A 26,645-nucleotide genomic window follows, 5' to 3' on the forward strand; every position below is an offset into this window, starting at 1 on the left:
GTTGCCGACGCAACGGGCGAGTGAGATCGACCAACTGCTGCCGCATCAGTGGGTATCTGTCTGACTTACGCAACGTGAGTTGGGCAGACGCTTACTCTCGTGCAACCCCGTAAGCGCTCCATCAGGCTTGGCGCGCACCGCATGCTCATCGACCAGACGCTGAAACAGCTTTGCAAAGCGAGGTTCATCCATTCCAGAAAGCATTCGAAGTCGAACTGGATCTATCGCTGCCCCTTGAGCCGCAGCAAAAGAAATGGTCCTTAGAATCATCAGCTCATCGCCGCGGTCTTCAGCAAGACGACGACGCACCTGCTCACGAATCGTCTCCTCAAGGCGCTCCCCTGCAGTTAGCAGATGGGTGTACTCGAGAAGCAGACCATTACTTAGCTCAAAAGGCTCTTGCCAGTGACTGAACGCTACTGGGCTGGAAGCTTGCAGGGCTTTCCAGATTCCGTATGCCAGGCTCTCATCGAGCTTGGGGCGGATCGTTGGCGTGCGAGCTGCAGATGAGAGAAGAAAGATGTCCTCTTCTCTCACCGTCCCAATCGTAAGCAGACCTGCCTGAGCCTCCACTTCCCGAACGAGCGCGTCCCATCCTGCCGTCTCCTGACGGCCCACATCATCAACGACGAAACCGACGGGGCGCTCAGGGCTCGCTTCGAGTAGTTTCGCGAGCTGAACAAGTTTTGCTACATCGGAAACCTGCAGCTCCCGAATGCGGTACCAACGCACGGCATGACGTGTATGGTGAGCCGACAACCAGGCAAGTGCTGATTTTCCCGCACCAGATGGGCCCGCGACCAATGTAAATCGCTTTGCCTCAAGACCGGTCAAAATGTCCGCCATCAACTCCGGCCGAGCAAACACAAGGCCGGCCCCGACGTGCCCTGGTGCCACGTTGACACCTTGGTAGAAGGCTCCAGCCGGCATAGGTTCGCTGAAATTTGCAATCTCTGCGAGGCCATCTGTCAAAGCAACGTAGCCGATAGGATCAATGATCCCTTGAACTCCATCGATACGCGTCTGCACGTCGCTTCGGTCCAACGTCTCTGGTTTTTCGCTCGATGCTGAGTAGTTGGAGTCAGATGCTTTCCCAGCCTGTTCGCGAAGTTGTTGGAGCACCAGCCGCACACCCGCAGGCGATAGTGATGCACTGGTGAGAGCAGCGCAGCCACGATCTAACGGATTGGGTTCGATCACCAGGTGGGTGCGCGCTAGTAAAGCCTCGACCACACCGTTCTCGGGTTGCCCTAAGGCCTCTGCCAAAAACCTTCCGAATTTCGTCAGATCTTGGTCACTTTCGGCAAGCGTGACTATCCAACCCGTAGGTTGAATACCTTCAAGCGGTCGCTCTAGCACCAGCGCTAATCTCACCCGATTGGATTCAAGCCAATCGTGAGGTAGATCCTTAGCACTCTTGGCGAGATGTTTTGCCGTCTCGGCTTGGGAGAAGACACCCTGAGGATCATGCCTAGCCTTGAGCTGGGCTCTAAATTCAAGTTCAGGTCCGTGCAAGGTAAGGTCGTCGACACCTTCCGGAATGAGCCGCGTCCAAGTGGCTTCGCCACTCCACGCCACTGAGGCGAGCCAAGCGGCTACCGCGTCCTGATATCGGAAACCCCGACCGGCCCGTGCACCTGATCGGGTCGCACTCCAAAGCTCTGGATCAATTAACAATTGCCGAGTTAACCCTGGAAATTCCATTTTTTGGCGTCTCTTTCAATCATGTATCAAATTATTTGCAACAGAGCGCGGACTTAGACGTGCAACATAGCTTTTTCATTGTAGGCCACGAACTGGACTCACAAGCCTAGGAAAACCGGGCACTTGAGGCATGAACTGTAAACGCAACACCCAGCGAAACGACCTACTCTGTTAAATAATGTGTCAGGACAGAACTTCTACCAAAGGTACTTTCAAGCTACCAATCCCCCAATCCCATTTTGAGCCAACTCAATCCCCCGGCTCCGGCAATCGACGCTCGAACCGTCTGTATGGCCCATCCGGAAAGCCTCGCGATGAAAGATACCCAAATCAAAGCATCAGCCAACTACCGCTACGGCGACAAATTCCCCCTTCGATCCTGCTAACGATCTATATCTACGGCTATCGCAACCGCATCAAGGCTGGCGCAGCGAACTTCGCCTACGGCGCATCGAAGGACTCTATATATCTCAGAAACCACCTGCACCGTAGCGTCTTCGATTGTTCCCTCATTACGGCACAGAACCCAACCGTGCTCCTTGACCGCTTGCTCGAACATCTCCGTACACGCCGTATGCTCTGCGTACTTCTGGATCACAGTGCCGCCCAATCCTCGCGATCTTGTCGCAGCCCTTGCCCATGAAATGTCCGGATCGGTGACGACGCCAACATGCAGGTCAGGCACGCGCACGTCTCGATCCAGGTTCAACTGGAGAATCTCGGCAAACGGGATGGTTCGGCGAAACGCTGCATCAGACGGATACCAGCGATCAATCAGGATAATGCTGTCCAGCGGCTGCTCCGTCAGCACGTTTCGGGAAATCCAGCGCCGACTATCAGCCAGGCGCTGGCACACAGCCCATTCCAGATCCTGAGAAGGGTTTCTGGCAAGCGTGTTGATCAGGGCCATGGTTTCACCCCGGAAAGGATCGCTTTTTCTCTCGCAAAGCCGGATGACTTTCTTGTTGCAGGCTCTCAGCACTTTCGTAACGGCCTCCAACAGTGTGGTTTTGCCGGTGCCTTTGGGCCCATCCAGAGAAACAAACAGCGGACGATTCATTGTTCACATAACGATGGATTTATGGAGGGTCACTCTAACCGCATTCCTGGCATTTCTGGCATTCCAGTGGCTGAATTGTCATTTCCAATGGCATGGCCCTGCCCTCACCCTACTTCACCGCCCTCCTCAGCTTATTGCTGGAGAAATGACTGGAGACTGTTGTGGCCGTCCACGATCAGTCCTCTAACGAGCGCCTCATAGTGTTCGGCAGTATTGAGATCTTGCAGATCGAAGCCTGCAGACCAACGGATGAACGTCTTTGACTGTCCAGTCAGCGAGGCTAATTGAACAGTAGCTACATAGTTGTCCAACGGTAACGGAGCCTCCTCGAAGCGATAAGACAGCATCGTATTGCGATCATCGACCGACAAAAGACGCTCCCTGACCACGGCACCATCGACCAACATGAGTTTACGAATACAGCCAACCAATCCATCGGGCTGGTTGTCCTCAATGCTGCTTTCCAAAATGGAGGGATGCCATTTACCAATCTCACCAAACCTCTTCAACACGCTCCAGACGTGCGCTATATCGCTGTCCAGGACAGCGGAGAACTCAACCATCGACATCGTGTACACCCTCAAAATCAACTGTTTTCGAACCTGACCTCTGCGCACGTCAGAGGTGGATGAAATCCGGTCCCGGTATGGATCAACCGGGATCGGAAGACGCTCAACCTTCGAACTGGTGATAAACCTTGGCAATGACCTTCCAGGCCCCGTCGATTTTGATCAGGGTCAGGTAATCGTTGTAATCAGCGCCGATTGCATCCTGTTCCATATCGACACGAACCACGGCGGTGGTTGGCGTGATCGCCAGTACGTCGAGTCGGGTGATGATGTTCGGGGCATCGCCGTTCTTCTCTACGAAATCAAACAGATTCCTGATCGGGCCGCCCAGCAGTTCACCATTGGTGAATCCGTACATCACAGCGTCTTTATGGAACGCCTGCGCAACGCTCTGTGCACTGCCCACACGCAGCCCTTCAACATACTGATTGGCAATGGCGATGACAGCGTTGTACTCAGCGGTGGGTACTGCCTTGATGTTCTTCGACATGGGTCTGTCCTTCCAGTAAGGACGAGGCGCGACGCACCTCGCCAATTGCATTCAACGGCTCAGGCGCTTGGGTGGGTGTGGTAGATCTTGCTGACAATCGTCCACTGACCTTCAACCTTCAGCAGGTTGAAGAAGTCGGTGAAACGGAATCCTGAAACATTGTCGGTATCGACCCGGGCGCTGGCTGCCGTGCCTACGATGTCGATGCGAACGATCGCCGCTTGCGCTTCCGGAGACGGGCGGAACGCGTTATCGATGACGTCGTACAGGTTCTGGATTGCACCGCCGACGAGCTTGCCGTCGTCGACCCCGAACATGGTGGCCTGCTGGTTGAATGCGGGCTTCATCAAGGCGCTGTCAGCTTTGGCACCACCTTCGTTGTACTGGCTGAGCACGTCGACGATTGCGTTGTATTCCTGAACATAAGTTGAAGTGGACATGAGGTATTCCTGAGTTAGTAAATGGCTGAAGAAAGCAAGGAAGGTTTACGGACAAGGCTCGGTAAACAGTCACCAATCCTGGCGGGTCGGCGAGATGATCAAGTCGTTGACGGTGACATTTTCCGGTTGGTTGAGCGCGTAAATCACGGCTCCCGCGATGTCGTCGGGGACGATGGCAATTCGGTTGAGCGCTTGGGCAGCCTTGCGCCCTTCAGGATCACTGACCTTGTCGGCCCAGCCGGTATTGATGACACCCGGGCTGACCGTGTTGACACGGATGCCGTGCTGCACACCGAGCTCCTTGCGCATGGACTCGGTCATGGCCTGAACGAAAAATTTTGTTGCGCTGTAAACACCGGCCGCCGGTCCGACCTGATGACCGGCAACAGAGTCCATATTGAGAATCTGCCCGGACTTGCGCTCCAGCATGAAAGGCAGCACCGCCGCCGTAGTGTTGAGGTAGCCTTTGATATTCACGTCGATCATCTTTTCCCAGTCCTGTACCGCCAGGTCGACCCAGTTGGAAAAAAGCATCAGCCCGGCGTTGTTCACCAGAATGTCTACGGCGCCGTAGGTCTCATGCGCAAATTGCGCGAGCGCTTGGGTTTGATGCGCCTGAGTCACGTCGGTGGTAAAAGCGACCACTTCGTTACCGCCCGCCCGCAACTCGGCGACAAAGCTTTCCAGACCCTGTTCATCCAGTGCAGCGGCCACTACGCGCACGCCTTGGGCGACAAGCGCGCGGGTGGTGGCGGCGCCGATGCCGGAAGACGCGCCGGTAACGATCGCTACTTTGTTATGCAGATAATTCATGCTCATTACCTCTTATCGATAAATGCCGTCGTTCAGGCGTTCGCGGTTGGCCAGTCGATGTAACCCTTGGCACCGCCGCCGTAGTAACTCTCGCGTGGCGCGATGGTGAGCTCGATCCCGCGACGCAAGCGCTCCACGAGGTCGGGGTTGGCAATGAACAAACGACCAAACGCCACCGCATCGATCCGCCCCTGCGCACGACGCTCTAGCGCCATCGGCAGGTCGTAGTTGTTATTGCCAATGAATGGCCCTTCGAACTGCGCACTCAGCGCGTCCAGATCCACGCCTTCCGGGACCGTGCGGGAGGTCGCCGTGGCGCCTTCGACAAAATGCAGATACGCCAGATTGAATTGATTGAGCTGCTGAATCAGGTAACCGTAAGTCGCCATGACATTGCTGTCGGGAGGTGTATTTCCGGCATCGGGTGTAACTGGCGAGAGGCGAATACCGACCCGATCGCTACCCCAGATCGAAATCACGGCGGCGGTGACTTCCAGCGTCAGTCGAGCCCGGTTCTCGATGGAGCCGCCATATGGGTCAGTGCGTTGATTGGTGGAATCGCGCAGGAACTGGTCAAGCAGATAGCTGTTGGCGGAATGCACTTCCACACCATCGAAACCAGCTCGCCGGGCATTCTCTGCGGCCAGTTTGTACTGCTCGATGATTCCAGGGATCTCCGAGGTTTCCAGTGCGCGAGGCATCGACACCTCGACAAAGCCTTTCTCGGTGTAGGTGCTGCCTTCGGCCTTGATCGCCGAAGGCGCTACTGGCGCTTCTCCGTTGGGTTGTAGCTCGACACTCGAAAAGCGCCCCACGTGCCACAACTGACTGACGATTTTGCCGCCCGCCGCGTGCACCGCGTCAGTGACTCTTTTCCAGCCAGCTACCTGTGCCTCCGACCAGATACCCGGGGTCATGGCGTAACCCCGCCCCTGGGGAGAAATATTGGTCGCTTCGGCGATGATCAAGCCTGCACTGGCGCGCTGGGCGTAGTAAGTCGCGTGCATTTCATTCGGTACGCCGTCTTCGGCCATTCGGCTGCGTGTCACAGGTGCCATGATAATTCGGTTAGCCAATTGGAGTGCGCCCATTTGCATGGGCGAAAAAAGGTCGGTATCAAACGTGTTAGCCGTCATAAAATCCTCGACTGAATAGACCGGTCGTCTAGTGGAAGGTTAAAAAAATACGCCCCTCTGTCAGCAGGCGTTTGCTGGTGATAGTGCTGTTTCAAAAGCTGCCATCGTGTTCACGACTGTTACCGGCAGCGTTGCACCTGGTCACACAGGTGGTCGTCTGTATGACCCGTTCGTGAGGGCTCTAGCGCGACTTTCTCCCACTTGCTGATAACCAGCGGCGCAATCGCATTGCCCAGTACATTGAGCGTGGTGGTGCCGCTGTCGATAATCCTGAAAATGCCGGCGATCAATGCCACACCTTCCAACGGAAGACCGGCAGAGGCCAAGGTGGCTGACAAGATCACGATTGCAAACCCAGGCACACCTGCGGCGCCCTTCGAGGTCAGTACCATCGTCACGACCAACAGAATCTGCTGTGACAGAGACAGGTCGATCCCATAGAGTTGCGCCACAAAAATGGTCGCCACACCAAGAAAAATCGATGCGCCATCGAGATTGAACGCATACCCCACCGGCACCACAAAACTGACGATCCGACGCGGTACACCGTAGCTTTCCAGTTTGGTCATCAGTTGCGGCATGACGGCGGCTGAGGCGGCACTGGAAAACGCCAGAATCAACTCATTACGGAAGTAGCGGATCAACTTGAAGATGTTTTCGCCAATCAAATAACAAATGCCACCCAGTACCACTAAAGCGAACACCATCAGCGCCAGATACACCACCCCAATCAACTTGAGCAGCGGCAGCAGCGAGGCAAAACCAAACGTCGCGACGGTCGCGCCGATCATGCCAAACACCCCTATCGGCGCGTAGGCCATCACAATGGAAACCACCTTGAACATCGCATCGGAAAGGCTCTGCACGACCGCAATAAATGGCGCGCTTTTGTCTTTGGGCAAAGCATTCAACGCCAGCCCCAACAGCACAGCGAAGAACAGTACCGACAGCAACTTCGCTTCTGACATTGCCACTATCACGTTGTCTGGAACGATGTTCTGCAAAATCACCAGCGCCCCTTTGGACGGCTCAAGCGCGATCGATGCAGCACCATGCGAAAGGCCTGAAATATCGGTTCCTCGTCCTGGTTCGAAGAGGTTGGCAAAACACAGGCCTATGACGATGGCCAGCGCGGTAATCGCAAAGAAGTAGCCGAGCGACTTCACCCCCATACGCCCGAACGATTTGCTGTCACCGCCGCCCGCGATCCCTAAAATCATGCAACAGAACACGATCGGAACAACCACCATCTTCATCATCTTGATAAAGATGTCACCGAGCGGTTTGAGGATCTCCGCACTCACCCACGTCTGATAGTGCGGATGCGTATTGAAGTACCAACCTGCAAGCACGCCAAGCAATAGCCCGGCAACGATTTGCCACACCAAGGGAATACGTTTCATGTCTAGCCTTCTTGTTGGAATGAAAGGTCTGCGTCTATTCGCAGTTGCTAGAGTCATGAGCTTCCAGCTCACTTGAGATCGAATGGCACAAACGGGTTGTGCCATGCGTGTTCCTATTTAGCGAAGAGCTGGCTCATATCCTTGAACGCCTTGAATTCAAGAGCGTTGCCGCACGGGTCAAAGAGAAACATGGTGGCTTGCTCGCCTACCTGGCCTTTAAACCGAATGTACGGTTCGATCACAAACTCGGTACCAAACGACTGCAGACGTTCGGCCAGCGCTTCCCATTGTTCCCAACCCAAAATGATGCCGAAGTGCGGAACCGGGACATCGTGTCCGTCGACCGGGTTGCTGTGAACGCTCTCTTGTGAGGCTGTTTTCGGATGTTCGTGGATCACCAGTTGGTGACCATAAAAATCGAAATCGACCCATTGCGTGCTGGAGCGCCCTTCTTCAAGACCAAAGACCTCACCGTAGAAGGTGCGCGCCGCAGCCAGGTCATAAACAGGGATCGCGAGGTGAAATGGCGAGAGGCTCATCAGAACTCCAAATATTTTTTGTTGGTTGGCGAACATTTCCACCGTCATCAGCTCTCTGGGTTCAGCCGGCGCCGGGGATGGAAAACATCCTAGGACGGAAAACCAAACATAAAAATCAATATATATTTCTCAGAAACACAATTAATATTTGTGAATGATCAAAGAACTGAAAACACTCATCGCGGTGGCGCGGGAAGGCACATTCGCCGCTGCCGGCAACAAGATCGGCCTGACCCAGGCCGCTGTCAGCGCGCAGATTCAGCGCCTGGAAACCGAACTCGGTTTTGAGATTTTCGACAGGAAAGGACGTTCGGCCCATCTCAACAAAATGGGTCACCAGATACTTCTGCAGGCGCAGGAGTTACTCAGGCTATACGACAATCTGGGTTCCACTGCGCTGGGCCAACCTACCAACATACTCATCAACATCGGTGCGATCGCATCCGTGCAACGTTCCTATTTGCCCGATGCGCTGGCGAAGTTTCACCAGCAGTGTCCGCAATGCCGCACACGTGTCATTCCAGGGCTTTCAATGGAGATGGTGAACCTCGTAGACGCCGGCGAAATCGACATGGCCATCATCATTCGTCCGCCCTTCTCTCTTCAAAGTGACCTGCGCTGGACGACGCTGGCACGAGAGCCCTACCGACTGATCGTGCCACGCGAGCTGGAGGGAGAAGACTGGTCGGAACTGCTGTCCAGCCAGCCATTCATTCGCTATGACCGATCATCTTTCGGCGGCCGGCAGGTTGATCGTTTCCTGCGACAGATGCATTTCACCTTGCAGGAAGTTTGCGAACTGGATGAACTGGAGGCCATCATCAAACTGGTGGAAAAAGGTGTAGGCATAGCGCTGGTGCCACAGACAGAGCCCCATCAGGAATGGCCCGCAGGTGTACGAGCGATCGATTTGGGACAGCACACCTTTCACCGGGATATCGGGCTGGTACATCGATCTCGACAGAGTTTCACCGAGCCTGTGCGAATTTTGGCTCAGCTTATAAGTGATCAGGCAGCTGAATGTCTTTCGCTTGAGAAGCGTTAAAGCCCGTCCATTTCACTCTCGTCGCAGAAGAGTATGGGGAGCAATGCCGAAGGTCTTGCGAAAAGCGTGGCTGAAATGAGAGAAGTCCGAGAAGCCGAAATCCAGCGCCGCCTGGGAAATACTACGGACTTGACCACGCTCGATCGCGTCGCGGCTGGCGAACAACCGTGCCTTCCAGATTTCCGCGACCGGCGATTTCTGATGGCGGGCGAAAGCGCGCGTCACTGTGCGCGTGGAGACATGGTGAGCTTGAGCAATGCGCTCGAGTGAAAGATCCGCCTCGGTCAGATACTGGTGGATGTAATTCATGATCCGGCCATACAGGTCCAGCTCGTCATGCGTCTGCTTCAAATCCTGGAGTTCCAGGCTGACCACCAAGAGGTCGAGCAACGTGCTGGAATAACGACTGGACAGGCCTGGTTTTTGGAAGCCTGAAGCCATGCTCGCGGCCTGGCGCAACATTTCGCGTAACGGAATTACCCCTGGGCGACGATCATCCAGAACCATGGCGGTGCACTCCGCTATTCCCGGCAGCCGCTGGCTGAGCAATTGTCGCGGAATGCGCACAAGGTGGTTATCGGTACCACCGAAGCTGAATCTGAAGGGCTGGGATGCGTCATAAAGGAACAGATCGTCCGCCGCCAGCTTCGTCCGCCGGTCAGCCTGCTCCAGTTCGCCATAACCGCTGCGGGTAAAGCCCAACCACAAATCGTCATTCGGGTCGCTGCGCAGGTGCTGGGCGGTCCGCTCCCAATAATGCAAGGGTGCGGACAACGTGCAGATGTCCAATGCCCCCATGCCATGCACCTCCAGCGCCCCGTCGAAATCGCTCTGCGCCAGCAGTTTGCTGTCGGCGTCCAGGCAATGGTGACACACCACCTCCTTCCAGTAATCGAACCGTTGGGGCGCCGTGACGGCAAGCGTTGAATACTGACATGTCTGGCTCATTGCATGGACCTCGCGGCGGCGGTTCAACAAAAAAGCGTGGTAACGTTTTTTGCGAGCTCAGCAATTATCAGGCCATCTGCTCAGTCTCACGCCCAGCGCTTAGCCGCGCCGCGAGATCGCCCTCCGCACACTTGGCAGACAGTGCCTCCCCAGCACTTCCCCTGCAACTTTCCCGAGCATTTCGTCCCTTGTTTCACAAGCCCCGCACCATCACTGCGCATCGATGAGCTGGCCATTTACGGCTGTCCTTTTTAACCAAACGGTTGTCCATTCGAGCCAAGCACATCCCATCTCCCCTCGATAATTTTCACTCCATGCCGTGTCGCTCCCGACACCAATGACGAGGTGCCTCATGCAACGACGAGAACAGCAACAGCAGCGACTGTCCGATTCGTCCTGGTTTTTACAGCGCTGGGACATGGCACCCGAAGAGTTCGCCAGTTACCTGGTGCAACTCGGGACCTTGGCGCTGCAACGCCGATGGCGTGGTCCTGATCGCAAAACAACAACATCCACTGGCCTGTAGAACAGCGAACCGTCCGTTTGAGACGGGAATAAAGGAGCCCCCATGGAATCTGCAATCGATAAACATCTGAAATGTCCGCGGACTTTGTCGCGTCGCGTCCACGACGAATACCAGCCACCCTTCCCCATGTTTGTGGGACGGGCTGACGAAAACGTGAAGCAAGTCGTGATGGCTTACCTCGGGGTGCAATTTCGCGAAGAACAACGCGCCGCCGCCCTGCAAGCCATACGCTACATTGACGCCAGCTTCGCCCTCGCCGATGGCCCCGGGCATTACGACCTGACCTACCACCTCGACAATCAGGGGTATGGAAACTTCATCGCCGTGGGCTACTGGCGTGATCCCGTCGCCTATCACCGTTGGCTGCTTTCACCGCCGGTGGCGAATTGGTGGGGCGACGATGCGCGCCTGAGCGAGGGGCTGGGATATTTCCGCGAGGTCATGGCCCCGCGCGCCGAGCAGTTCGAAACACTGTATGCCTTCAAGGACGATTTGCCAGGTGTCGGTGCGGTCATGGACGGCATCAGCGGCGAGATTGAAGAGCACGGCTACTGGGGCTCGGCGCGCGACCGCTTTGCCATCTCCCAGACCGACTGGATGCAGCCGACCAGCGAACTGCAAGTCATTTCAGGCGATCCGGCCAAGGGCGGCAGGGTCGCCGTACGTGGCCACGACAACCTGACGCTGATTCGCTCCGGACAAGACTGGGTCGAAGCCGGCGAGGAAGAACGCGCGCTCTATTTCAACGAGATGCTGCCGCCCCTGCAAGACGGCATGAACTTCCTGCGTGACGAGGGCCAGGCGCTGGGCTGCTATAGCAACCGTTTCGTACGCAATATCGACCTCGATGGCAATCTCCTCGACATCGCCTATGACATCGGCCACTGGCGATCGCTCGACAAGCTGGAGCGCTGGGCAGAATCCCACCCCACTCACCTGCGCATTTTCACCACGTTCTTCCGCGTGATCGGCGGTCTTTCGAAGCTGCGGCTGTATCACGAGGTCTCGGTGGCGGATGGTAGCCAGCAACTGTTCGAGTACATCAACTGCCACCCGCAGACCGGGATGATGCGGGACGCACACGTGTCGCCCGCCTGACTCCATCGCTGACTCCACTTTTAGCCCTGCGCGTTGCCTGACTGGCGATAGCGGGGCTCTTTTTGCCCGAAAAAAGGATCTTCGATCATGAAACGGTTCCGCTACCTGGCGCTTGCAGCCCTGCTCCCCAGCCTTTCCTCCCACGCGCTTGAGGTCGATCCTGGCGACTACGAGCCGCTCCCCGTGGGCGCGACCATCGGCGTGGTCTACTACCAGCACGCCAGCACCGACAAAGCCTATTCCAACGGGCACAAGACCAGCTCCGATTTCAACCTGACGTCCGACGTCGGCATTTTGCGTCTGCTGCACGTCTACCAGTTGAGCGAGCGGCTGACCATCGAGCCGCAATTCCTGTTGCCCTTCGGCCATGTGTCAGGCGGTGGTGATGCGTCTGCGCTGGGCGACGCCAGCGGCATCGGCGACCTCATTCTTACTGCGCCACTCAAGTACCGTCTCAACGACGCCAACGACACTCTCGGTGCGACCGCTTACCTGTACGTGCCGACTGGCAACTACGACAAGGACGACGCGCTCAACCTTGGCGAGAACCGTTGGAAATTCGATCTGCAGGCCGCTTACGTCAAGCACTTCACAGAAAAGTGGGCCATCGACCTCGTCGGTGACGCCATCTGGTACGGGGACAACAACGACTACGGCGCCAGCTCTGCCCGTCGCGAGCAGGACGTTTCCTATGGCGCCCAGTTGATGGGGCGCTACATGCCCGACGAGACGACGGCGCTGGCGATCGGCTTCGGCCACAGTTGGGGCGGGGAAAACCAGGTCGATGGTGTCAACCAGGACGACAGGATGGAAACCACCAACGTCCGCGTTACGGCCAGAAAGTTTCTGACCGCCAGGGACCAATTCCAGGTGCAACTTGGACGCGACCTTGCGGTGGAGAACGGCCCCAAAGAGGACTTTCGCATGAACCTGCGCTACGTCAGGGTTTTCTAGCCCCCTCCTCTGCGCAGCCCGTATCAAGCGTGCCAACCGGCTCATGAGATGCCCCTGATCTTAAACGGAGTAACCCGACAATGACCGACCAGCAACCCACCGCAGAACAACAACCTTCCCTCTACACCCGTCTTGGCGGCTATGACGCGATTTATCAGTTCGCAGGCGCCGTGTTAAGAAAAACCATGGGCCACCCCGCCATCGGCCACATCTGGGCCCATATGTCGGAATCGACGTTCCAGAAGGAACACATCAATTTTGTCGACTTCCTTTCCGAGCACTGGGGTGGCAGCGCCAAATACAGGGGCAGAGACATGGTCACCGCGCATCGCGGGATGGGGCTGACCGAGGTGCACTGGCAAGCGGTGCTCGATTGTCTGGAGGCCTGCTACGACGACTACGGCCTGGCCCCGGACCTGCGCAAGGAGGTCAATGACTTCCTCATCAAGTTCAAACCGGCGGTGATCGGCAGCCCCTCCTATCGGGATGTGGTACTCGCGCACCCGGAAATGGACCCGGCCAAAGGCATGAAGAGCGTCGGGGTTGTCTGGCCGAAACCCGGGAATTCGTTCCGAAAACCGACCACGGCCGAATCCGAAGACTGACACGCTCGGCAAAAACCGGCGCCACCGCAATACGGCGTCCCGCTCAACCAAGTGAATGTCCTCCTCAACCAAGCGCCGCTCAATATGCGCAGATAGCTTGATACCAGCCCGGTCGCGACATCGCCAATCGTGCGCACCGTAACCGGGCTTCTCCGAGACGACGTTTGAACAGACATTGCCAACCCAGCAGGTTGGCACAGGACACAGGACACCCCATGGCCATCATCCGCCCGACGCTCGAACAAGTGCAGGATCTCGCCAGCCGCCTGCACATACAGTTGACTCCCGAGCAAGCCAGCGAATACCTGGCGCTCATGCAATCCAGTTTTGATGCCTACGATCTCGTCGATGAGTTGCCAGACTTCATCCCCCCGGTGTGCTACGAGCGCAGTGCCGGTTACCGCCCTTCAAGTACGGACAATCCGCTGAACGCCTGGTACTACAGAACCGAGGTGATGGGCGCCAGTTCGGGCAAGCTTGCCGGCAAGACGGTTGCGCTCAAGGACAATATCTCTCTGGCCGGTGTCCCGATGATGAACGGTGCCTCGCCACTGGAAGGATTCGTACCGTCGTTTGATGCCACTGTGGTGACACGTCTGCTCGACGCTGGCGCCACCATCCTCGGCAAAGCCACTTGTGAACATTACTGCCTCTCCGGTGGTAGCCATACCTCAGACCCAGCCCCTGTGCACAATCCTTATCGCCATGGATTCACCACCGGCGGCTCGTCTTCCGGCAGCGCAGCGCTGGTGGCGTCGGGTGAAGTCGACCTGGCTGTCGGTGGCGACCAGGGCGGCTCCATCCGCATTCCGGCAGCCTGGTGCGGCATTTACGGAATGAAGCCCACCTTCGGTCTGGTGCCCTATACCGGCGTCATGGCGATCGAGGCAACTTTCGACCATGTCGGCCCGATGACGAGCAACGTCCGGGATAACGCTCTGATGCTTGAAGTGATGGCCGGCATCGATGGCCTCGACCCGCGCCAGAGCGCGCCCGAGGTCGATGCCTATAGCGATTATCTGGAACGAGGCGTGACCGGGCTGCGGATCGGAATTCTCCAGGAAGGTTTCCAACTCGCTAACCAGGACCCGCGCATCGCAGAAAAGGTGCGCAGCGCTATCGCCCGGCTCGAGGCGTTGGGTGCGCGGGTCGAGGAAGTCTCGGTTCCCGAACACAACCTGGCGGGGGCATTGTGGAGCCCTATCGGCTGTGAAGGCCTGACCATGCAAATGATGCACGGCAACGGCGCGGGTTTTAACTGGAAGGGGCTTTACGACGTGGGCCTGCTGGACAAACAGGCCGGTTGGCGTGACCAGGCCGACGCACTGTCGCCATCACTCAAGCTGTGCATGTTCGTGGGTCAGTTCGGTTTGGAGCGCTACCACGGTCGCTACTACGCCAAGGCCCAGAACATTGCACGCTTTGCCCGGGCCGCCTATGACCGGGCGCTGAATACCTATGACCTGCTCGTCATGCCGACCGTGCCGATCACCGCCCAGCCACTCCCTGAACCGGGCTCTTCCATCACCGAAACCGTCACGCGTGCGTTGGAGATGCTGGGCAATACGGCCGCTCAGGACATTACCGGGCACCCCGCCATGTCGATCCCTTGCGGCCTGGTGGACGGACTGCCTGTGGGGCTGATGCTTGTCGGAAAACATTATGCCGAAGGCACCCTGTATCAAACGGCAGCGGCATTCGAGGCCTCTGTCGATTGGCGGACGTTGTAAACCGGCGCATCGCACTGAACGTGAGTAGCAAATTCAGAGGGGTCAATACATGAGCCATACGCACGAACATCATCACGATCACGATCACACCGAGCCCCCCGAGGCCATCGCCCTGCGTGTCAAGGCGCTCGAATCCCTGCTGATCGAAAAGGGTCTGGTCGACCCGACCGCCATGGATGCACTGGTGGACACTTACCAGCACAAGGTCGGCCCGCGCAACGGCGCTCAGGTGGTCGCCAAGGCCTGGTTCGATCCCGATTACAAAAAACGGCTGCTGGAAGATGCCACCGCGGCGATTGCCGAATTGGGTTTTTCCGGCGTGCAGGGCGAAGACATGGTGGTGGTGGAGAACACCGCGGCCGTGCACAACGTGACGGTCTGCACGCTGTGCTCCTGTTACCCCTGGCCAACCCTGGGTCTGCCCCCCGCCTGGTACAAATCCGCGCCCTATCGCTCACGGATAGTCATCGATCCACGCGGCGTACTGGCCGAATTCGGTTTGCTTGTTCCCGATGACAAGGAAGTGCGGGTCTGGGACAGCAGTGCCGAGTTGCGCTACCTGGTACTGCCGGAACGTCCGGCGGGCACAGACGGCTGGAGCGAGGAACGCCTGGTCGAGCTGGTGACGCGTGATGCCATGATCGGTACCGGCCTGGCCAAGACACCGGGCGACGCAGCCTGACCCCGTGAAGGAGAAAACCATGAACGGTGTACACGACTTAGGCGGTATGCACGGGTTCGGCCCGGTGCTCACCGAAGACAATGAACCGGTGTTCCATCACGACTGGGAACGCAGGATCTTTCCGCTGTTTGCCTCGCTCTTCGTCGGCGGCTACTTCAATGTCGACGAATTCCGCCATTGCATCGAACGCATGCAACCGGCGGAATACTTGCAGTCGAGTTACTACGAACACTGGCTGCACGCCTTCGAGACCTTGCTGCTGGAAAAAGGCGTGATCAGCGCTGGCGAACTGCAGGGCGCGGTCAAACCGACCTCGCCGACGCAGCCGCCAACGGTGCTCACACCAGACATCGTCGAGGCGGTGACTCTTGGCGGCGCTTCATCCAGGGCGAAAGAGCCTGTCGCCGGTCGTTTCCGGGTCGGTGACCGAGTGCGGACGAAAAATTTCAATCCAACCACCCACACCCGACTGCCACGCTACGCGCGCGGCAAGGTCGGGACCATCGAGATTGCGCACGGTGCGTTTGCCACCCCGGACACGATGGCCCACGGTCTGGGCGAACAACCGCAACAGGTCTACGCCGTGCGCTTCAGTGCGACAGAACTGTGGGGCGTGGCGCGACCGGACAGTGTCTGCATTGATCTGTGGGACAACTATCTGGAGGCCGTATGAACGCCAGCAAGCTTCACATCCCGCCCATCACCGGGCTATCTCTCGACAATGAAGGCCCAGTGTTCGACAAACCCTGGCAGGCCCAGGCTTTTTCCCTGCTGCTACACCTGCACCAAACCGGTCTATTTCCCTGGAAGGACTGGGTGCAGACATTCAGCGATGAGATCAAGGCAAGCCCGGCGCAGCCCGGAGAAAGCATCAACGACGCTTACTACCGGCAGTGGATTGCGGCCACGGAAAGGATGGTTACCGCGCTCGGTTTGACCGCTTTCGAAGACATCACCCGGCGCACCGAAGAATGGCAGCAAGCCTACGAGAACACGCCCCACGGACAACCGGTCACGCTGCTCAATGCGAGTTGCCCACCGCCCCATGGACACGAGCACGAACACCTGCCACGGCGCGAGCCGGTAGCGATAAGCCGAGCCGCAAACTGACCGCAGTCATCCGTTTTTTTACTATCGAGGTCGCGAAGCGGCCAAGGAGCATCCGTCATGCATATCGAACCTGATCTGGTGGAAGCCGGAAAACTCTGGCTGAGCTATGTCACTGCCGCAGGTGTCGGCGCCTACACCGTCAAACTCGCTGCGCAAGCCATCGGTGAGCGTGGGGTCTTTTCGCTGCTGGCTCGGACTGTCACTGCCACGGCCCTGGTCTTCAGCTTCTTCGAGCTGCTGCCGCACTATCCGGTCGGTGTTTCCGAGGTGCATCTCATCCTGGGGTCAACGCTATTTCTGCTGCTTGGCGCTGCACCTGCTGCGGCGGGTCTCGCCCTGGGGCTGCTGATTCAGGGCCTGTTCTTCGCGCCATTCGACCTGCCGCAATATGGCATGAACGTCACCACGCTACTGGTACCGCTGTGCGCAGTCGCTGCCCTGGCCAAACGCATCATTGCGCCCGACACGCCGTATGTGGAACTGAGCTACAGACAAGCGCTGGGGCTGTCGACCGCCTTTCAGGCAGGCATTGTCGCCTGGGTGGCGTTCTGGGCTTTCTACGGAAAAGGCTTCACAGCCGAAAACGCCCTGTCGATTCTGACCTTTGGCAGTGCCTACATGACCGTGATCACCCTCGAACCGCTGCTGGACCTGGCCGTACTGGCCGCGGCCAAGGCCAGCCATCGTCTGCGGGGTAGTTCGCTGCTCGAACGCCGTCTGTACCAGGCCGCCTGAGTCGACGCACTCCAGTCCGCATCAGCCTGCCCCCGAGCATTCGAAGAGCGTAATGCTCGGGGTATCAACCGCAGGAGCCGCCCCGCGACTGCCGTAGCAGCCGCGAACGCTGAAGATGGCTTCCTATGGCTTACTGATCTTGAACCAGATGGAGTACATCGCCGGCAGGAACACCAGCGTCACGATGGTTCCGACGAACGTGCCGCCGATCAGTGTGTAAGCCAGCGTGCCCCAGAAGACCGAGTGCGTCAGTGGAATGAACGCGAGGATGGCCGCCAGCGCAGTCAGCAGTACCGGGCGAGCACGCTGTACCGTGGCTTCGATCACGGCGTGAAACGGATCAAGTCCCTCTTGTGCGTTGTGATGGATTTGTCCGATCAGGATCAGTGTATTGCGCATCAGAATCCCCGACAGGGCGATCAACCCGACCAAGGCGTTGATACCGAACGGCTGCTGGAAGAGCAGCAGTGTCGGCACCACACCCATCAGCCCGAGTGGCGAGGTGAGGAACACCATGATCATTGCCGATACCGAACGCACCTGCAGAATGATGATCAGCAGCGTGACGGCGATCATGATCGGCAGCAGTGGCAAGATCGCTTGGCCCGCCTTGCCCGACTCCTCGATCGCCCCCGATTGCTCGATACGATAACCCTCCGGCAGCGTGTCGATGACCGGCTGCAGCGCCTTCGTGATCACGCTTGAAACGTCCGGAGGCTGCAAGCCTTCGGCAATGTCGCCGCGTACAGTAATGGTCGGCGTGCGGTCACGACGCCGCAGGACGGGATCCTCCATGCGCACATCCACTGTCCCCACTTGCGACAGCGGAATCCGCTGGCCCGCCGTGCCCACCAGCGTAAAGCCTTGAATTTTTGCAGGGTCGAGCCGGATGTCCCCCGCCGCTCGCCCGATCACTTGTACCGAACGGATGTCCTCACGAACGGCCGTGATCGGTACCCCGGCAAGCAGAAACTGCAACTGCTGCGCGACCGCACTGGAGGTCAGCCCCACCGCCTGCAAGCGGTCCTGATCCAGGGTGAAATGCAGCGCGGGTGTCAGCGGCCCCCAGTCAGTATTGACGGTTCGCATCAAGGGGCTCGCCTGCATCACGGTCTGTACCTGAGCGGCAATCTCACGCAATGTCGAGGGATCGGGCCCCATCACCCGGTAAGCGACAGGAAACGGTGAATACGGACCAAACACCAACTGCGTCACCCTGACCCGCGCTTCTGGAGCCAGCCCTTCGGCGACGGCCTCGCGCAGACGGAGCTTGAGGACTTCCCGTGCCTCCTGACTCTGCGTCAACACCACAATCTTCGCGAAAGACGGATCAGGCAGTTCCGGCGCCATGGCCAGGTAGAAACGCGGCGCACCCTGTCCGATATAGGCCGTGACGATTTTTGCTTCAGGCTGCTTTTGCAGCCAAGCCTCGACTTTGGCGGTGGTGATACTCGTCTGCTCGATGGAGGTTCCATAGGGCATTTGCACTTCAATCAACACTTCGGGACGGTCCGAGGTGGGGAAGAACTGCTTCTTGACCAGGCTCATGCCGACAACGGCCAGGACAAACGTCGCGATCACAGTACCGGCGACCAGCCATTTGCGGGCAATGACGCGCGTCAAGATCCGGCGGAAGCGGTTGTAATTGGGCGTGTTGTAAATGGCCGCGTGACCACCTTCGACCTGTTTGATGTCCGGCAACAGCTTCACGCCCAGATAGGGGGTAAAGGCCACCGCAACCACCCATGAGGCAATCAGGGCAATGCCTACGATCCAGAACATGTTGCTGGTGTACTCGCCAGCGGTCGATTGCGCGAAGCCGTTAGGCAGAAAGCCGATAGCGGTCACCAGCGTGCCGGAAAGCATCGGTGCGGCAGTGTGACTCCAGGCATACGCGGACGCTTTGATGCGGTCGTAGCCCTCCTCCATTTTCACCACCATCATCTCGATCGCAATGATGGCGTCGTCCACCAGCAGTCCAAGCGCCAGGATCAGCGACCCCAAGGTGATCCGGTCAAAGTTCTTGCCCGTTGCCGCCATCACCACAAACACCACGGCGAGCGTCAGTGGCACCGCTGCGGCCACGACAATACCGACGTGCCAGCCCATGCTGAGAAAGCACACCAGCATCACCACCAGCAAGGCGACGAAGAACTTGATCATGAACTCGTCGACGGCTGAACTGATATTCACCGACTGATCGGTGACCTTGCTGAGTGTCATGCCCAGTGGCATGCCTTCGTTGATCCGGGTGGTCTCCACGTCCAGTGCCTTGCCCAGGTCCAGGCCGTTCCAGCCCTCGCGCATCACCACACCCAATAACAGCGCTTCCTCACCATTGTTACGCACAAGGAAGGTGGCCGGATCTTCGTAACCCCGCTCGACCGTCGCAACGTCCGAGAGCTTCAAGGTACGTCCCTGAATCGCCAGCGGTGTGTCACGAATCTTCTGCAATTTGTCGAAGGCGCCGTCGAGACGCAGGAAGACTTCTGGCCCCTTGGTTTCAATCGAGCCGGCCGGCGTCAGCACGTTCTGATTGTTCAGCGCGGCAAAAATATCCTGCGGGGTCACCCCCAGCGTGGCCAGCCGATCATGGGAGAAAGAGACAAAGATGCGCTCGCTCTGCTCACCTATGATGTTGACCTTTTTCACGCCTGGCACATGCAACAGGCGCTGGCGCAGCGATTCGGCATCACGTACCAGCAGGCGCTGCGGCTCGCCTTTGGCTTTCAAGGCAAACAACGCAAAGGTCACATCTGCAAACTCATCGTTGACCATCGGGCCAATCACGCCGGCCGGTAGCTTGATCGACTCATCGTCGAGTTTTTTGCGCGCCTGGTAGAACTCCTCCTGCACTTGGGAGGGCGGTGTACGATCAAGCAGTGTCACCACGGTGAAGGCCAGACCCGGACGAGTGTAGGTTTCCGTGCGGTCGTACCATTTCAACTCCTGCAGGCGTTTTTCCAGCGGCTCGGCGACCTGGTCCTGCATTTCCTGCGCGGTCGCGCCCGGCCACGCCGTGATGACCGTCAGCTGCTTGACCGTAAACGGCGGGTCCTCCGCGCGCCCGAGCTGGAAAAACGCGAGGATCCCGGCAACACCGATCAGGAAGATCAGGAACACCGTGATCGAACGCTCGCGAACGGCGAGCGCCGAAAGATTGAAACGCCCCTGGCTCATGGACGGCTCCCGGCAACCTGGACGTCAGCCTGTTGAGCCAGTCTCACCTCCTCACCCTCGCGCAGAAGATGTGCGCCTAAAGCGACAACTTGCTCACCGACCTTGAGTTCACCGTCGACACGCGCAATGTCATCGCTCACGCCCAATATCTGCACAGGCCGCCAGTTCACCTTGGTCGGGTTGCCAGCAATCACCCAGAGGCCGGGGCCTTTGCCTGGGTCATAAACCGCCGCCAGCGGCACTTGCAACACCTGTGCATTTGCGCGGCTGCCAGCGATCTGCAGCGTAACGGTCGAACCCAACGGCGCATTGGCCAGCGCGCCCTCCAGCACATACCGCGCCTCAAAGGTGCGCGTCATGCGATCGGCCGAATCAGACAGCAGCCGCAGCCTGGCTGTCACGGCACCCGAGGTGTTGCCATAAAGTGTGGCCTGCGCGGTCGAACCTGCCGCCGGACGTAGCGTCTCGGGCAGGTGCACGATGGCTTCGCGCTGCCCTGCCCGCGCCAGTCGAACCACGGCTTGCCCGGGGCTCACCACTTGTCCTGGCTCGGCGAGCGTCTCCACCACCACGCCATCGGAATCAGCAAGCAACACCGCATAACCGGACGCATTGCGAGCGACATCAGCCTGCGCTTGCGCCGCGCTCAACTGAGCTTTGGCGGTATCTGCGGCGGCTTTGATCTGATCGTAGGCCGAGGCCGAGATGGCGCCGGCGGCGACCAGGTCGTGATACCGGGCCTCGTCATCCGCGGTCTGTATGGCTCGCGCCCGGGCGGCCATGACCGACTCTTGCTGCGCCCGCGCCTGCAGCCCGAGATCAATCGGGTCGAGGCGCATCAGTGGCTGACCTCGTTTGACCGTCTGGCCTGTGTCAACCAGGCGCTCGAGTATTTTGCCCGAGACCCGAAAACCAAGGTCAGCCTCGACGCGGGCGATCACGACCCCCGTGAAAGCACGTGAAGCCTCGGACGCCGCCGAAACCGCAGCGGACCTCACCAACGGGGCATGCGTACGGGGATCGTCAACGACGGATGAGTCGCCACACGCCGTCAGGACGAGCGGCAACAGACAAACGGCAATCGGTACAGCTAGAGGCCGGCGCATAGGTTCCGTTACTCAAGAATAGGACATGCCGGCATTTTCATTAAGGTGACCAATAATGTCAACGGTCACACATTTTCAGTGGATGGCGCATACGGACAAGATATCGTTGACCTTAAAGCCGTGACCGTAATTTAATATGGTCACTTATCATCTTCGTCGCAGGTACCTCAATGCCTCCTGTTCGCCCTATCACGCTTTTGGTGGCCGCCAGTTTGATGGCAGGCTGCGCCGTCGGTCCCGACTATCAACGGCCTGCCCTCGCGCTTCCCCATCGTTACCTGAGTCAGCCAGCAGCCGAACAGACGCCGGCAACGGCGCCGGCCCGGCTGGTCAACTGGTGGGAGAGTTTTAACGATCCCGTGTTGACCGGTTTCGTCACCCAGGCGCTGGAACAGAACCTCGATCTGGCACAAGCAGCGGCGCGGGTCACACAGGCACGGGCAGGACTGGGGGCCGCAAATGCCGCTCTGTTGCCCTCCGGGAGCATTGATGGCCAGGCCGCACGCGCCTATCAATCCGTCGAGACGCCGCTCGGCCAGGTGTTGAACTCAACGCCTGGCTATGATCGCTTCGGAAGTTCCTACGAGCTCAACCTCAATGCTGGCTGGGAGATTGATGTCTTTGGCGGGTTGAGACGCGAGCGCGAAGCCACACTCGCCGAATACCAGGCCTCCGAGGCGGGCGCGACCGCCACACGCCTGGCCATTGCAGCGCAGACGGCCGATATCTACATCACCCTCCGTGGGTTGCAGGCGCGACTGGAGATTGCCAACCGTCAAGTCGAAACCCAGCAGGGACTGCTGGAGAAAGTCCGCCTGCTCTACGGCAAGGGCCTCGCTGCCCGCTATCAGGTTCAACAGACTGAGGGCGCGCTGGCGCAAGTCCAGGCGAGCGTGCCAGTGCTGCAGACCGGCCTGGATGCCGCCATGAATGCGCTCGACGTGATGCTCGGCACCCCGCCGGGTACTCACCGCACGCAACTGGCCGGTACGGCGAGCATTCCTGTTGTGCCGCCGATAAACGCCTCGGGAACGCCGGCCGATCTGCTGCGCCGCCGGCCGGATCTGATCGTCGCCGAGCGCCGCCTGGCAGCCTCCAATGCACGCATCGGCGTGGCGATTGCCGAGTACTACCCGAAACTTTCGCTCAGCGCATTGCTCGGTAGCGCCACGGCTGTTTCCGGCGGCAACCTGTTCACCGGCGGCGCCAGTCAGTCGGCGGCGGTCCTTGGATTGCGCTGGAGACTTTTTGACGTAGGCCGGATAAACGCGCAGATCGATCAGGCCAAAGGACAGGAAGCCGAAGCGCTGGCCGCTTATCGTCAGTCGGTGTTACGCGCCACTGAGGATGTCGAAAATGCCTTCTCCGCCCTGGTGAACCGCAACCTTCAGGCCACCACGCTCGCGGGAGGCGAGGCTTCTCTGACACAGGCTCGCCAAGCGTCTTTTATTGCCTATGGAAAAGGCACCGCGAGCCTGATTGATGTGCTCCACGCCGACGAAACGCTGCTCCAGGCTTCCGATGCCCGTGCGCAAGCGCGGACAGAATCGGCGCGGGCTGCGGTTGCGGCATTCAAAGCGCTCGGCGGCGGCTGGCAAGTTCCTGAAACCCTGCCTGTTGCGTCGCGATGACGCTCGCCAGCTTTGCAAAGAATTTGGCTCGACAGTACGCAGCAAAAGGTCGATCGCGGTTTTGACGTGGGCCACGCCACGGCGTTTTCATCAGAACCTGATGGCCAAAGTCATGGGGGTTTGACCTACAAAAAAGGGCCAACCTCTCTGCGAGAATCGGCCCGATCAACATGCCCTTGCGCGTGTGGGGTCGGGAGGCAGCACGCACTCCCGCCCCCACATTGTGAGTACAGTCCTCAGCTAAAAACGGTAGCTGACAGACGTACCGAGCCCGCTCGCACTGTTCTTGTACCTGGCGCTGTAGGCACCTCTGGATGGCGAGCTGTCGTTGACCTTCACGCTCTCCTCCCAGAGGTAGGAATAAGCGAAGTCGATGGTGACATTTTCCACCGGCGTCCAGCCCGCACCGAAGCTGATAACCTTTCGATCGCCCGTAGGAATACGGGGGCCGCGATTGGTATTGTTGGCGGGTGATTGATCTACCGAAAACCCGCTACGCAACACCCACTGGCCATTCAATTGATAGGCGGCACCGATGGCGTGTGCCCACGTGTCATGCCAGTTCTGCTCTTCGCTGATCGTCCCCAATTGACCGCTCAGCAACGGCGGCAGGCCGCTGTTTTCGATCGTCAGCTCCTTGAAGCGACTCCAGCGCGTCCAGGTGCTACCGACATAGAGCGTCCAGTCGTTATTGAATTGATGCGTGGCCGAAAAATCCACCGACTCCGGCGTATCCACATCCAGCGATGCGTCATAACTGCGGCCGCTGACGCCCAGCACGCTGAAGATGCCATCGGTGACCTTGGTTTTCGCATCCAGGTGGTAACTGACTTTGGAGTGATAAGTCAGCCCCAGGCGGGTCTGATCTGTCGCCTGCACCAGCACACCTGCGTTGAAGCCCAGCGCGGTGTCATCACCCGTGCTTTTGAGCTTGCCGTCATTGCGCCCCGGGGTTAATGGATTGGGCACCATGCCCGATATCTCTCCACCGATACGGTTGATGGTCGGACCGAAACCGATCGAGACTTCTTCGTTAAAAGCGTAACTGATGGTCGGTTGGAAAGTCAGCGTGGTGACTTCGCTCTTGTTGGCGTAATAGCGTCCGGCAAACCCACTGCCGTAGTCGGTGATCAACCCGAAGGGTACATAAAACCCGACGCCGAATGCCCAATGCTCATCGATGGGTTTGACGTAATAGCCCATCGGTACGGTGGTCGTGGGCACCATGTCGCCGTCTTCCTTGCCACCGAACGTACTGCGAGTCCGGCTGATATCGGACTTGGCGAACAATGTCGCTGCCCCCACGCTGACCTGCTCTTGTTTAAGTCGCGCCATGCCCGCCGGGTTGCCGTAGATCGTACTGGCGTCTTCGGCCGATGAAGATCGCCCGGCAAACCCGGACCCCATCCCGCTGATGCTTTGTTCGTTGAGTGCAAAGCCACCGGCCAGCACATTGGAAGACGCAAGCACGACGGCCAGGCCCACGGGGCTCTTGAGCATTGTTTTTTTCATTATCGGACTCTATGGAGATCACTGGAATAGAACATCGAACTACAGCGAAGCCATATTATCCATGTGACCAATTCAGTCAATGGTCACGAAGAGCGAAATGTTGCACCCTCCCGGCACTCATTGGCCGGGAACGGAAAACGTCATGTGGGGGATGTCGTTTTGACTTGAATCGACTGACAGATTTGACCAGCGACAGTCAGGGCATGAGGCTGCGCAGGATGAGGTTGGAGGTCAGCGTGGGCGCTTGCTCGATGAAATCCAGATTGTGCTGCAACAGCAAGGGGTTGACGAAAGGTCGCAGCGCCAGATCGATCGCCTCGACAGTCTCGTCCAGTGGAGTCTTGCGCTCGAACTCCCCCGCTTCTCGCCCTTGCCGCACGATGTCGACAATAAAGTCTTTGATCTGTGCTTCATACACTTGGGCGCTGTGCCAACGCTCAGAGGCGGAAAACGCCGCGATGTCGTAAAGCTTGCGGTCGTTGAAGAACAGGTTCACACCCGTGGCAATGACGGTTTTTACCAATCTGCGCAAACGCTCGGTCGCCGAAAGAGATTCTTCATTAACGGCCTGTTCGACGGCTGCAACGATTTGCCCCAGACAATTGGCGCAAATGGCCTCGCCAATCGCCTGTTTCGAGTCAAAAAATTTATAGATGTACGCCTTGGAAAAACCGATGGCCTTGGCCAGGTCGGAAACCGTGGTTTTCGCATAGCCATACTGGCTGAAGTGTTCATTGGCCGCGGCGACAATCTGGTCACGAATGTCGTGCTCGGCCGGGCCACGAGTGTTCGGCGAGGAGGCAGATATTGATAGCTGATTCATGACAGCAGCTTACTCATCCTATGGCGGGCTGACAACTTGTGACCACACAGGAATAAGGTCACAAGTCTGGCGATTTCAGATGAGGCCAGCCGTTACATCTGCTTGCCGTTACGCGCAGTGATCGCCACGGTAGTCGGCGAATCAGCCAAGGGAACAAAGCGTCGGGTTGAACCATCCAGCGCATCGATGCACCCCGCCTCGATGTCGTAGACCCATCCGTGCAGATTCATGCGCCCTTGCTCGAGCGCGAGGGCCACGGAGGGGTGCGTGCGCAGGTTCGCCAGTTGCGCGATCACATTTTCCCGAACCAGACCATCGAGCTTCGCGCGCGGTGTGTCGAATTCATGCGCCGCGTTGATCGCTTTCGCAGCGTCCGCGTGACGCAGCCAATTGGCGACCGCAGGAAGATGATCCAGACAGGTGCAGCGCGATATCGCGCCCATCGCTCCGCAGTCCGAGTGCCCGCAGATCACGATGTCCTGTACGCCGAGCACGGCGACTGCATATTCGACGGTAGCCGACACGCCACCGGGTTCGGGACCATACGACGGCACAATGTTGCCGGCGTTGCGGATCACGAATAGTTCACCGGGTTCGCGCTGTGTAAGAAGCTCAGGCACTACACGACTGTCCGAGCAAGTAACGAATAACGCCTTCGGATTTTGTGAGGTCGCGAGTTGCTTGAACAGCTCGACACGTTGCGGATATACCTCACGCTGAAAGCGCAGAAAGCCGTCGATAATGTCACGCATGAAGTTCTCCAAATCCTGATGCCGGATGCTTGCAAAAGTACTCGATATGAAAGG

At 58.3% G+C, this 26,645-nt stretch carries 26 protein-coding genes; 11 read left to right on the forward strand and 15 right to left on the reverse strand.

From position 1 onward, the window contains the following. Nucleotides 1–45: 45 nt before the first annotated feature. The 9 genes from HDC30_RS00005 to HDC30_RS00045 form a co-directional block, all read right to left on the reverse strand. Nucleotides 46–1,704 carry a hypothetical protein gene (locus HDC30_RS00005; RefSeq protein ID WP_183779677.1) on the reverse strand — a complete coding sequence of 553 codons (1,659 nt, stop codon included), beginning with the start codon at nucleotides 1,702–1,704 and terminating at the stop codon, nucleotides 46–48. A gap of 382 nt (nucleotides 1,705–2,086) precedes the next feature. Beyond that, the gene (locus HDC30_RS00010; RefSeq protein ID WP_183779680.1) at nucleotides 2,087–2,764 is read right to left on the reverse strand and encodes a dTMP kinase; all 678 of its coding nucleotides are present in this window, start codon (nucleotides 2,762–2,764) and stop codon (nucleotides 2,087–2,089) included. 131 nt (nucleotides 2,765–2,895) lie between these two features. Next, nucleotides 2,896–3,333: an SRPBCC family protein gene (locus HDC30_RS00015; protein ID WP_183779683.1), complete on the reverse strand. Its 438-nt coding sequence runs from the start codon at nucleotides 3,331–3,333 to the stop codon at nucleotides 2,896–2,898. Nucleotides 3,334–3,436: 103 nt separating this feature from the next. After that, entirely contained in the window at nucleotides 3,437–3,823 is a 387-nt protein-coding gene (locus tag HDC30_RS00020; RefSeq protein WP_096796037.1) for a nuclear transport factor 2 family protein, read from the reverse strand. A gap of 59 nt (nucleotides 3,824–3,882) precedes the next feature. Next, nucleotides 3,883–4,263: a nuclear transport factor 2 family protein gene (locus tag HDC30_RS00025; RefSeq protein WP_103367113.1), complete on the reverse strand. Its 381-nt coding sequence runs from the start codon at nucleotides 4,261–4,263 to the stop codon at nucleotides 3,883–3,885. A gap of 69 nt (nucleotides 4,264–4,332) precedes the next feature. Then, nucleotides 4,333–5,076, reverse strand: coding sequence for an SDR family oxidoreductase (locus tag HDC30_RS00030; protein WP_150370608.1), 744 nt, complete (start codon nucleotides 5,074–5,076; stop codon nucleotides 4,333–4,335). 32 nt (nucleotides 5,077–5,108) lie between these two features. Further along, on the reverse strand, nucleotides 5,109–6,212 hold the full coding sequence (locus HDC30_RS00035) for an alkene reductase (RefSeq protein WP_183779686.1): 1,104 nt from the start codon (nucleotides 6,210–6,212) through the stop codon (nucleotides 5,109–5,111). 119 nt (nucleotides 6,213–6,331) lie between these two features. After that, on the reverse strand, nucleotides 6,332–7,615 hold the full coding sequence (locus HDC30_RS00040; protein WP_183779689.1) for a cation:dicarboxylate symporter family transporter: 1,284 nt from the start codon (nucleotides 7,613–7,615) through the stop codon (nucleotides 6,332–6,334). Between the two features lie 113 nt (nucleotides 7,616–7,728). Next, nucleotides 7,729–8,154, reverse strand: a complete 426-nt coding sequence (locus tag HDC30_RS00045; protein WP_027611806.1) for a VOC family protein — start codon at nucleotides 8,152–8,154, stop codon at nucleotides 7,729–7,731. 154 nt (nucleotides 8,155–8,308) lie between these two features. Between HDC30_RS00045 and HDC30_RS00050 the strand changes: the two genes are divergently transcribed. Further along, the gene (locus tag HDC30_RS00050) at nucleotides 8,309–9,199 is read left to right on the forward strand and encodes a LysR substrate-binding domain-containing protein (protein WP_027611805.1); all 891 of its coding nucleotides are present in this window, start codon (nucleotides 8,309–8,311) and stop codon (nucleotides 9,197–9,199) included. A gap of 12 nt (nucleotides 9,200–9,211) precedes the next feature. Here HDC30_RS00050 and HDC30_RS00055 read toward each other — a convergent pair whose 3' ends face one another. After that, nucleotides 9,212–10,147, reverse strand: a complete 936-nt coding sequence (locus HDC30_RS00055; protein ID WP_027611804.1) for a helix-turn-helix domain-containing protein — start codon at nucleotides 10,145–10,147, stop codon at nucleotides 9,212–9,214. Nucleotides 10,148–10,499: 352 nt separating this feature from the next. Between HDC30_RS00055 and HDC30_RS00060 the strand changes: the two genes are divergently transcribed. From HDC30_RS00060 to HDC30_RS00100, 9 genes are all read left to right on the forward strand, one after another. Beyond that, nucleotides 10,500–10,673, forward strand: coding sequence for a hypothetical protein (locus tag HDC30_RS00060; protein WP_183779706.1), 174 nt, complete (start codon nucleotides 10,500–10,502; stop codon nucleotides 10,671–10,673). Between the two features lie 42 nt (nucleotides 10,674–10,715). After that, nucleotides 10,716–11,771, forward strand: coding sequence for a phenylacetaldoxime dehydratase family protein (locus HDC30_RS00065; RefSeq protein WP_183779709.1), 1,056 nt, complete (start codon nucleotides 10,716–10,718; stop codon nucleotides 11,769–11,771). 87 nt (nucleotides 11,772–11,858) lie between these two features. Next, the gene (locus HDC30_RS00070) at nucleotides 11,859–12,725 is read left to right on the forward strand and encodes a transporter (protein ID WP_097089778.1); all 867 of its coding nucleotides are present in this window, start codon (nucleotides 11,859–11,861) and stop codon (nucleotides 12,723–12,725) included. An 80-nt stretch (nucleotides 12,726–12,805) separates the two neighbouring features. Further along, entirely contained in the window at nucleotides 12,806–13,330 is a 525-nt protein-coding gene (locus tag HDC30_RS00075; protein ID WP_027611801.1) for a group 1 truncated hemoglobin, read from the forward strand. A 215-nt stretch (nucleotides 13,331–13,545) separates the two neighbouring features. Beyond that, entirely contained in the window at nucleotides 13,546–15,060 is a 1,515-nt protein-coding gene (locus tag HDC30_RS00080) for an amidase (protein WP_183779712.1), read from the forward strand. Nucleotides 15,061–15,109: 49 nt separating this feature from the next. Next, complete coding sequence (gene nthA, locus HDC30_RS00085) at nucleotides 15,110–15,742, forward strand: nitrile hydratase subunit alpha (RefSeq protein ID WP_027611799.1); 633 nt, start codon at nucleotides 15,110–15,112, stop codon at nucleotides 15,740–15,742. Between the two features lie 19 nt (nucleotides 15,743–15,761). Next, entirely contained in the window at nucleotides 15,762–16,415 is a 654-nt protein-coding gene (nthB, locus tag HDC30_RS00090; RefSeq protein ID WP_027611798.1) for a nitrile hydratase subunit beta, read from the forward strand. Then, on the forward strand, nucleotides 16,412–16,852 hold the full coding sequence (locus HDC30_RS00095; RefSeq protein ID WP_027611797.1) for a nitrile hydratase accessory protein: 441 nt from the start codon (nucleotides 16,412–16,414) through the stop codon (nucleotides 16,850–16,852). Before nthB ends, HDC30_RS00095 begins: the two co-directional genes overlap by 4 nt. Nucleotides 16,853–16,909: 57 nt before the next feature. Then, on the forward strand, nucleotides 16,910–17,587 hold the full coding sequence (locus HDC30_RS00100; protein WP_103367102.1) for an energy-coupling factor ABC transporter permease: 678 nt from the start codon (nucleotides 16,910–16,912) through the stop codon (nucleotides 17,585–17,587). 123 nt (nucleotides 17,588–17,710) lie between these two features. Here HDC30_RS00100 and HDC30_RS00105 read toward each other — a convergent pair whose 3' ends face one another. Together HDC30_RS00105 and HDC30_RS00110 are read right to left on the reverse strand one after the other, a co-directional pair. Beyond that, entirely contained in the window at nucleotides 17,711–20,767 is a 3,057-nt protein-coding gene (locus HDC30_RS00105; protein ID WP_183779714.1) for an efflux RND transporter permease subunit, read from the reverse strand. Continuing rightward, the gene (locus HDC30_RS00110) at nucleotides 20,764–21,873 is read right to left on the reverse strand and encodes an efflux RND transporter periplasmic adaptor subunit (RefSeq protein ID WP_027611795.1); all 1,110 of its coding nucleotides are present in this window, start codon (nucleotides 21,871–21,873) and stop codon (nucleotides 20,764–20,766) included. The genes HDC30_RS00105 and HDC30_RS00110 overlap by 4 nt, the downstream gene beginning before the upstream one ends. A gap of 170 nt (nucleotides 21,874–22,043) precedes the next feature. Here HDC30_RS00110 and HDC30_RS00115 point away from each other — a divergent pair, with 170 nt between their 5' ends. Then, a complete protein-coding gene (locus tag HDC30_RS00115) occupies nucleotides 22,044–23,504 on the forward strand; it encodes an efflux transporter outer membrane subunit (RefSeq protein ID WP_183779716.1) in 1,461 nt (486 codons plus the stop codon). 240 nt (nucleotides 23,505–23,744) lie between these two features. On the opposite strand, the gene HDC30_RS00120 is transcribed toward HDC30_RS00115, so the two are convergent. From HDC30_RS00120 to HDC30_RS00130, 3 genes are all read right to left on the reverse strand, one after another. Then, entirely contained in the window at nucleotides 23,745–25,016 is a 1,272-nt protein-coding gene (locus tag HDC30_RS00120; protein ID WP_183779719.1) for an OmpP1/FadL family transporter, read from the reverse strand. Nucleotides 25,017–25,212: 196 nt separating this feature from the next. After that, nucleotides 25,213–25,839 (reverse strand): TetR/AcrR family transcriptional regulator, encoded by a 627-nt coding sequence (locus tag HDC30_RS00125; protein WP_097089798.1) that lies wholly within the window; start codon nucleotides 25,837–25,839, stop codon nucleotides 25,213–25,215. Nucleotides 25,840–25,931: 92 nt separating this feature from the next. Beyond that, nucleotides 25,932–26,591, reverse strand: a complete 660-nt coding sequence (locus HDC30_RS00130; protein ID WP_027611791.1) for a carbonic anhydrase — start codon at nucleotides 26,589–26,591, stop codon at nucleotides 25,932–25,934. Nucleotides 26,592–26,645 lie beyond the last annotated feature (54 nt).

The organism is Pseudomonas sp. JAI115 (genome assembly GCF_014200835.1).
GTDB lineage: Bacteria > Pseudomonadota > Gammaproteobacteria > Pseudomonadales > Pseudomonadaceae > Aquipseudomonas > Aquipseudomonas putida_A.

Bases quoted from the DNA above. Each gene is read 5' to 3' on its own strand.
- HDC30_RS00040 (WP_183779689.1), bottom strand. From the start codon at position 7,615: ATGAAACGTATTCCCTTGGTGTGGCAAATCGTTGCCGGGCTATTGCTT.
- HDC30_RS00125 (WP_097089798.1), bottom strand. From the start codon at position 25,839: ATGAATCAGCTATCAATATCTGCCTCCTCGCCGAACACTCGTGGCCCG.
- HDC30_RS00110 (WP_027611795.1), bottom strand. From the start codon at position 21,873: ATGCGCCGGCCTCTAGCTGTACCGATTGCCGTTTGTCTGTTGCCGCTC.
- HDC30_RS00030 (WP_150370608.1), bottom strand. From the start codon at position 5,076: ATGAATTATCTGCATAACAAAGTAGCGATCGTTACCGGCGCGTCTTCC.
- HDC30_RS00120 (WP_183779719.1), bottom strand. From the start codon at position 25,016: ATGAAAAAAACAATGCTCAAGAGCCCCGTGGGCCTGGCCGTCGTGCTT.
- HDC30_RS00005 (WP_183779677.1), bottom strand. From the start codon at position 1,704: ATGGAATTTCCAGGGTTAACTCGGCAATTGTTAATTGATCCAGAGCTT.
- HDC30_RS00115 (WP_183779716.1), top strand. From the start codon at position 22,044: ATGCCTCCTGTTCGCCCTATCACGCTTTTGGTGGCCGCCAGTTTGATG.
- HDC30_RS00065 (WP_183779709.1), top strand. From the start codon at position 10,716: ATGGAATCTGCAATCGATAAACATCTGAAATGTCCGCGGACTTTGTCG.
- HDC30_RS00095 (WP_027611797.1), top strand. From the start codon at position 16,412: ATGAACGCCAGCAAGCTTCACATCCCGCCCATCACCGGGCTATCTCTC.
- HDC30_RS00130 (WP_027611791.1), bottom strand. From the start codon at position 26,591: ATGCGTGACATTATCGACGGCTTTCTGCGCTTTCAGCGTGAGGTATAT.
- nthA (WP_027611799.1), top strand. From the start codon at position 15,110: ATGAGCCATACGCACGAACATCATCACGATCACGATCACACCGAGCCC.
- HDC30_RS00045 (WP_027611806.1), bottom strand. From the start codon at position 8,154: ATGAGCCTCTCGCCATTTCACCTCGCGATCCCTGTTTATGACCTGGCT.
- nthB (WP_027611798.1), top strand. From the start codon at position 15,762: ATGAACGGTGTACACGACTTAGGCGGTATGCACGGGTTCGGCCCGGTG.
- HDC30_RS00075 (WP_027611801.1), top strand. From the start codon at position 12,806: ATGACCGACCAGCAACCCACCGCAGAACAACAACCTTCCCTCTACACC.
- HDC30_RS00060 (WP_183779706.1), top strand. From the start codon at position 10,500: ATGCAACGACGAGAACAGCAACAGCAGCGACTGTCCGATTCGTCCTGG.
- HDC30_RS00010 (WP_183779680.1), bottom strand. From the start codon at position 2,764: ATGAATCGTCCGCTGTTTGTTTCTCTGGATGGGCCCAAAGGCACCGGC.
- HDC30_RS00055 (WP_027611804.1), bottom strand. From the start codon at position 10,147: ATGAGCCAGACATGTCAGTATTCAACGCTTGCCGTCACGGCGCCCCAA.
- HDC30_RS00070 (WP_097089778.1), top strand. From the start codon at position 11,859: ATGAAACGGTTCCGCTACCTGGCGCTTGCAGCCCTGCTCCCCAGCCTT.
- HDC30_RS00080 (WP_183779712.1), top strand. From the start codon at position 13,546: ATGGCCATCATCCGCCCGACGCTCGAACAAGTGCAGGATCTCGCCAGC.
- HDC30_RS00015 (WP_183779683.1), bottom strand. From the start codon at position 3,333: ATGTCGATGGTTGAGTTCTCCGCTGTCCTGGACAGCGATATAGCGCAC.
- HDC30_RS00050 (WP_027611805.1), top strand. From the start codon at position 8,309: ATGATCAAAGAACTGAAAACACTCATCGCGGTGGCGCGGGAAGGCACA.
- HDC30_RS00105 (WP_183779714.1), bottom strand. From the start codon at position 20,767: ATGAGCCAGGGGCGTTTCAATCTTTCGGCGCTCGCCGTTCGCGAGCGT.
- HDC30_RS00035 (WP_183779686.1), bottom strand. From the start codon at position 6,212: ATGACGGCTAACACGTTTGATACCGACCTTTTTTCGCCCATGCAAATG.
- HDC30_RS00020 (WP_096796037.1), bottom strand. From the start codon at position 3,823: ATGTCGAAGAACATCAAGGCAGTACCCACCGCTGAGTACAACGCTGTC.
- HDC30_RS00100 (WP_103367102.1), top strand. From the start codon at position 16,910: ATGCATATCGAACCTGATCTGGTGGAAGCCGGAAAACTCTGGCTGAGC.
- HDC30_RS00025 (WP_103367113.1), bottom strand. From the start codon at position 4,263: ATGTCCACTTCAACTTATGTTCAGGAATACAACGCAATCGTCGACGTG.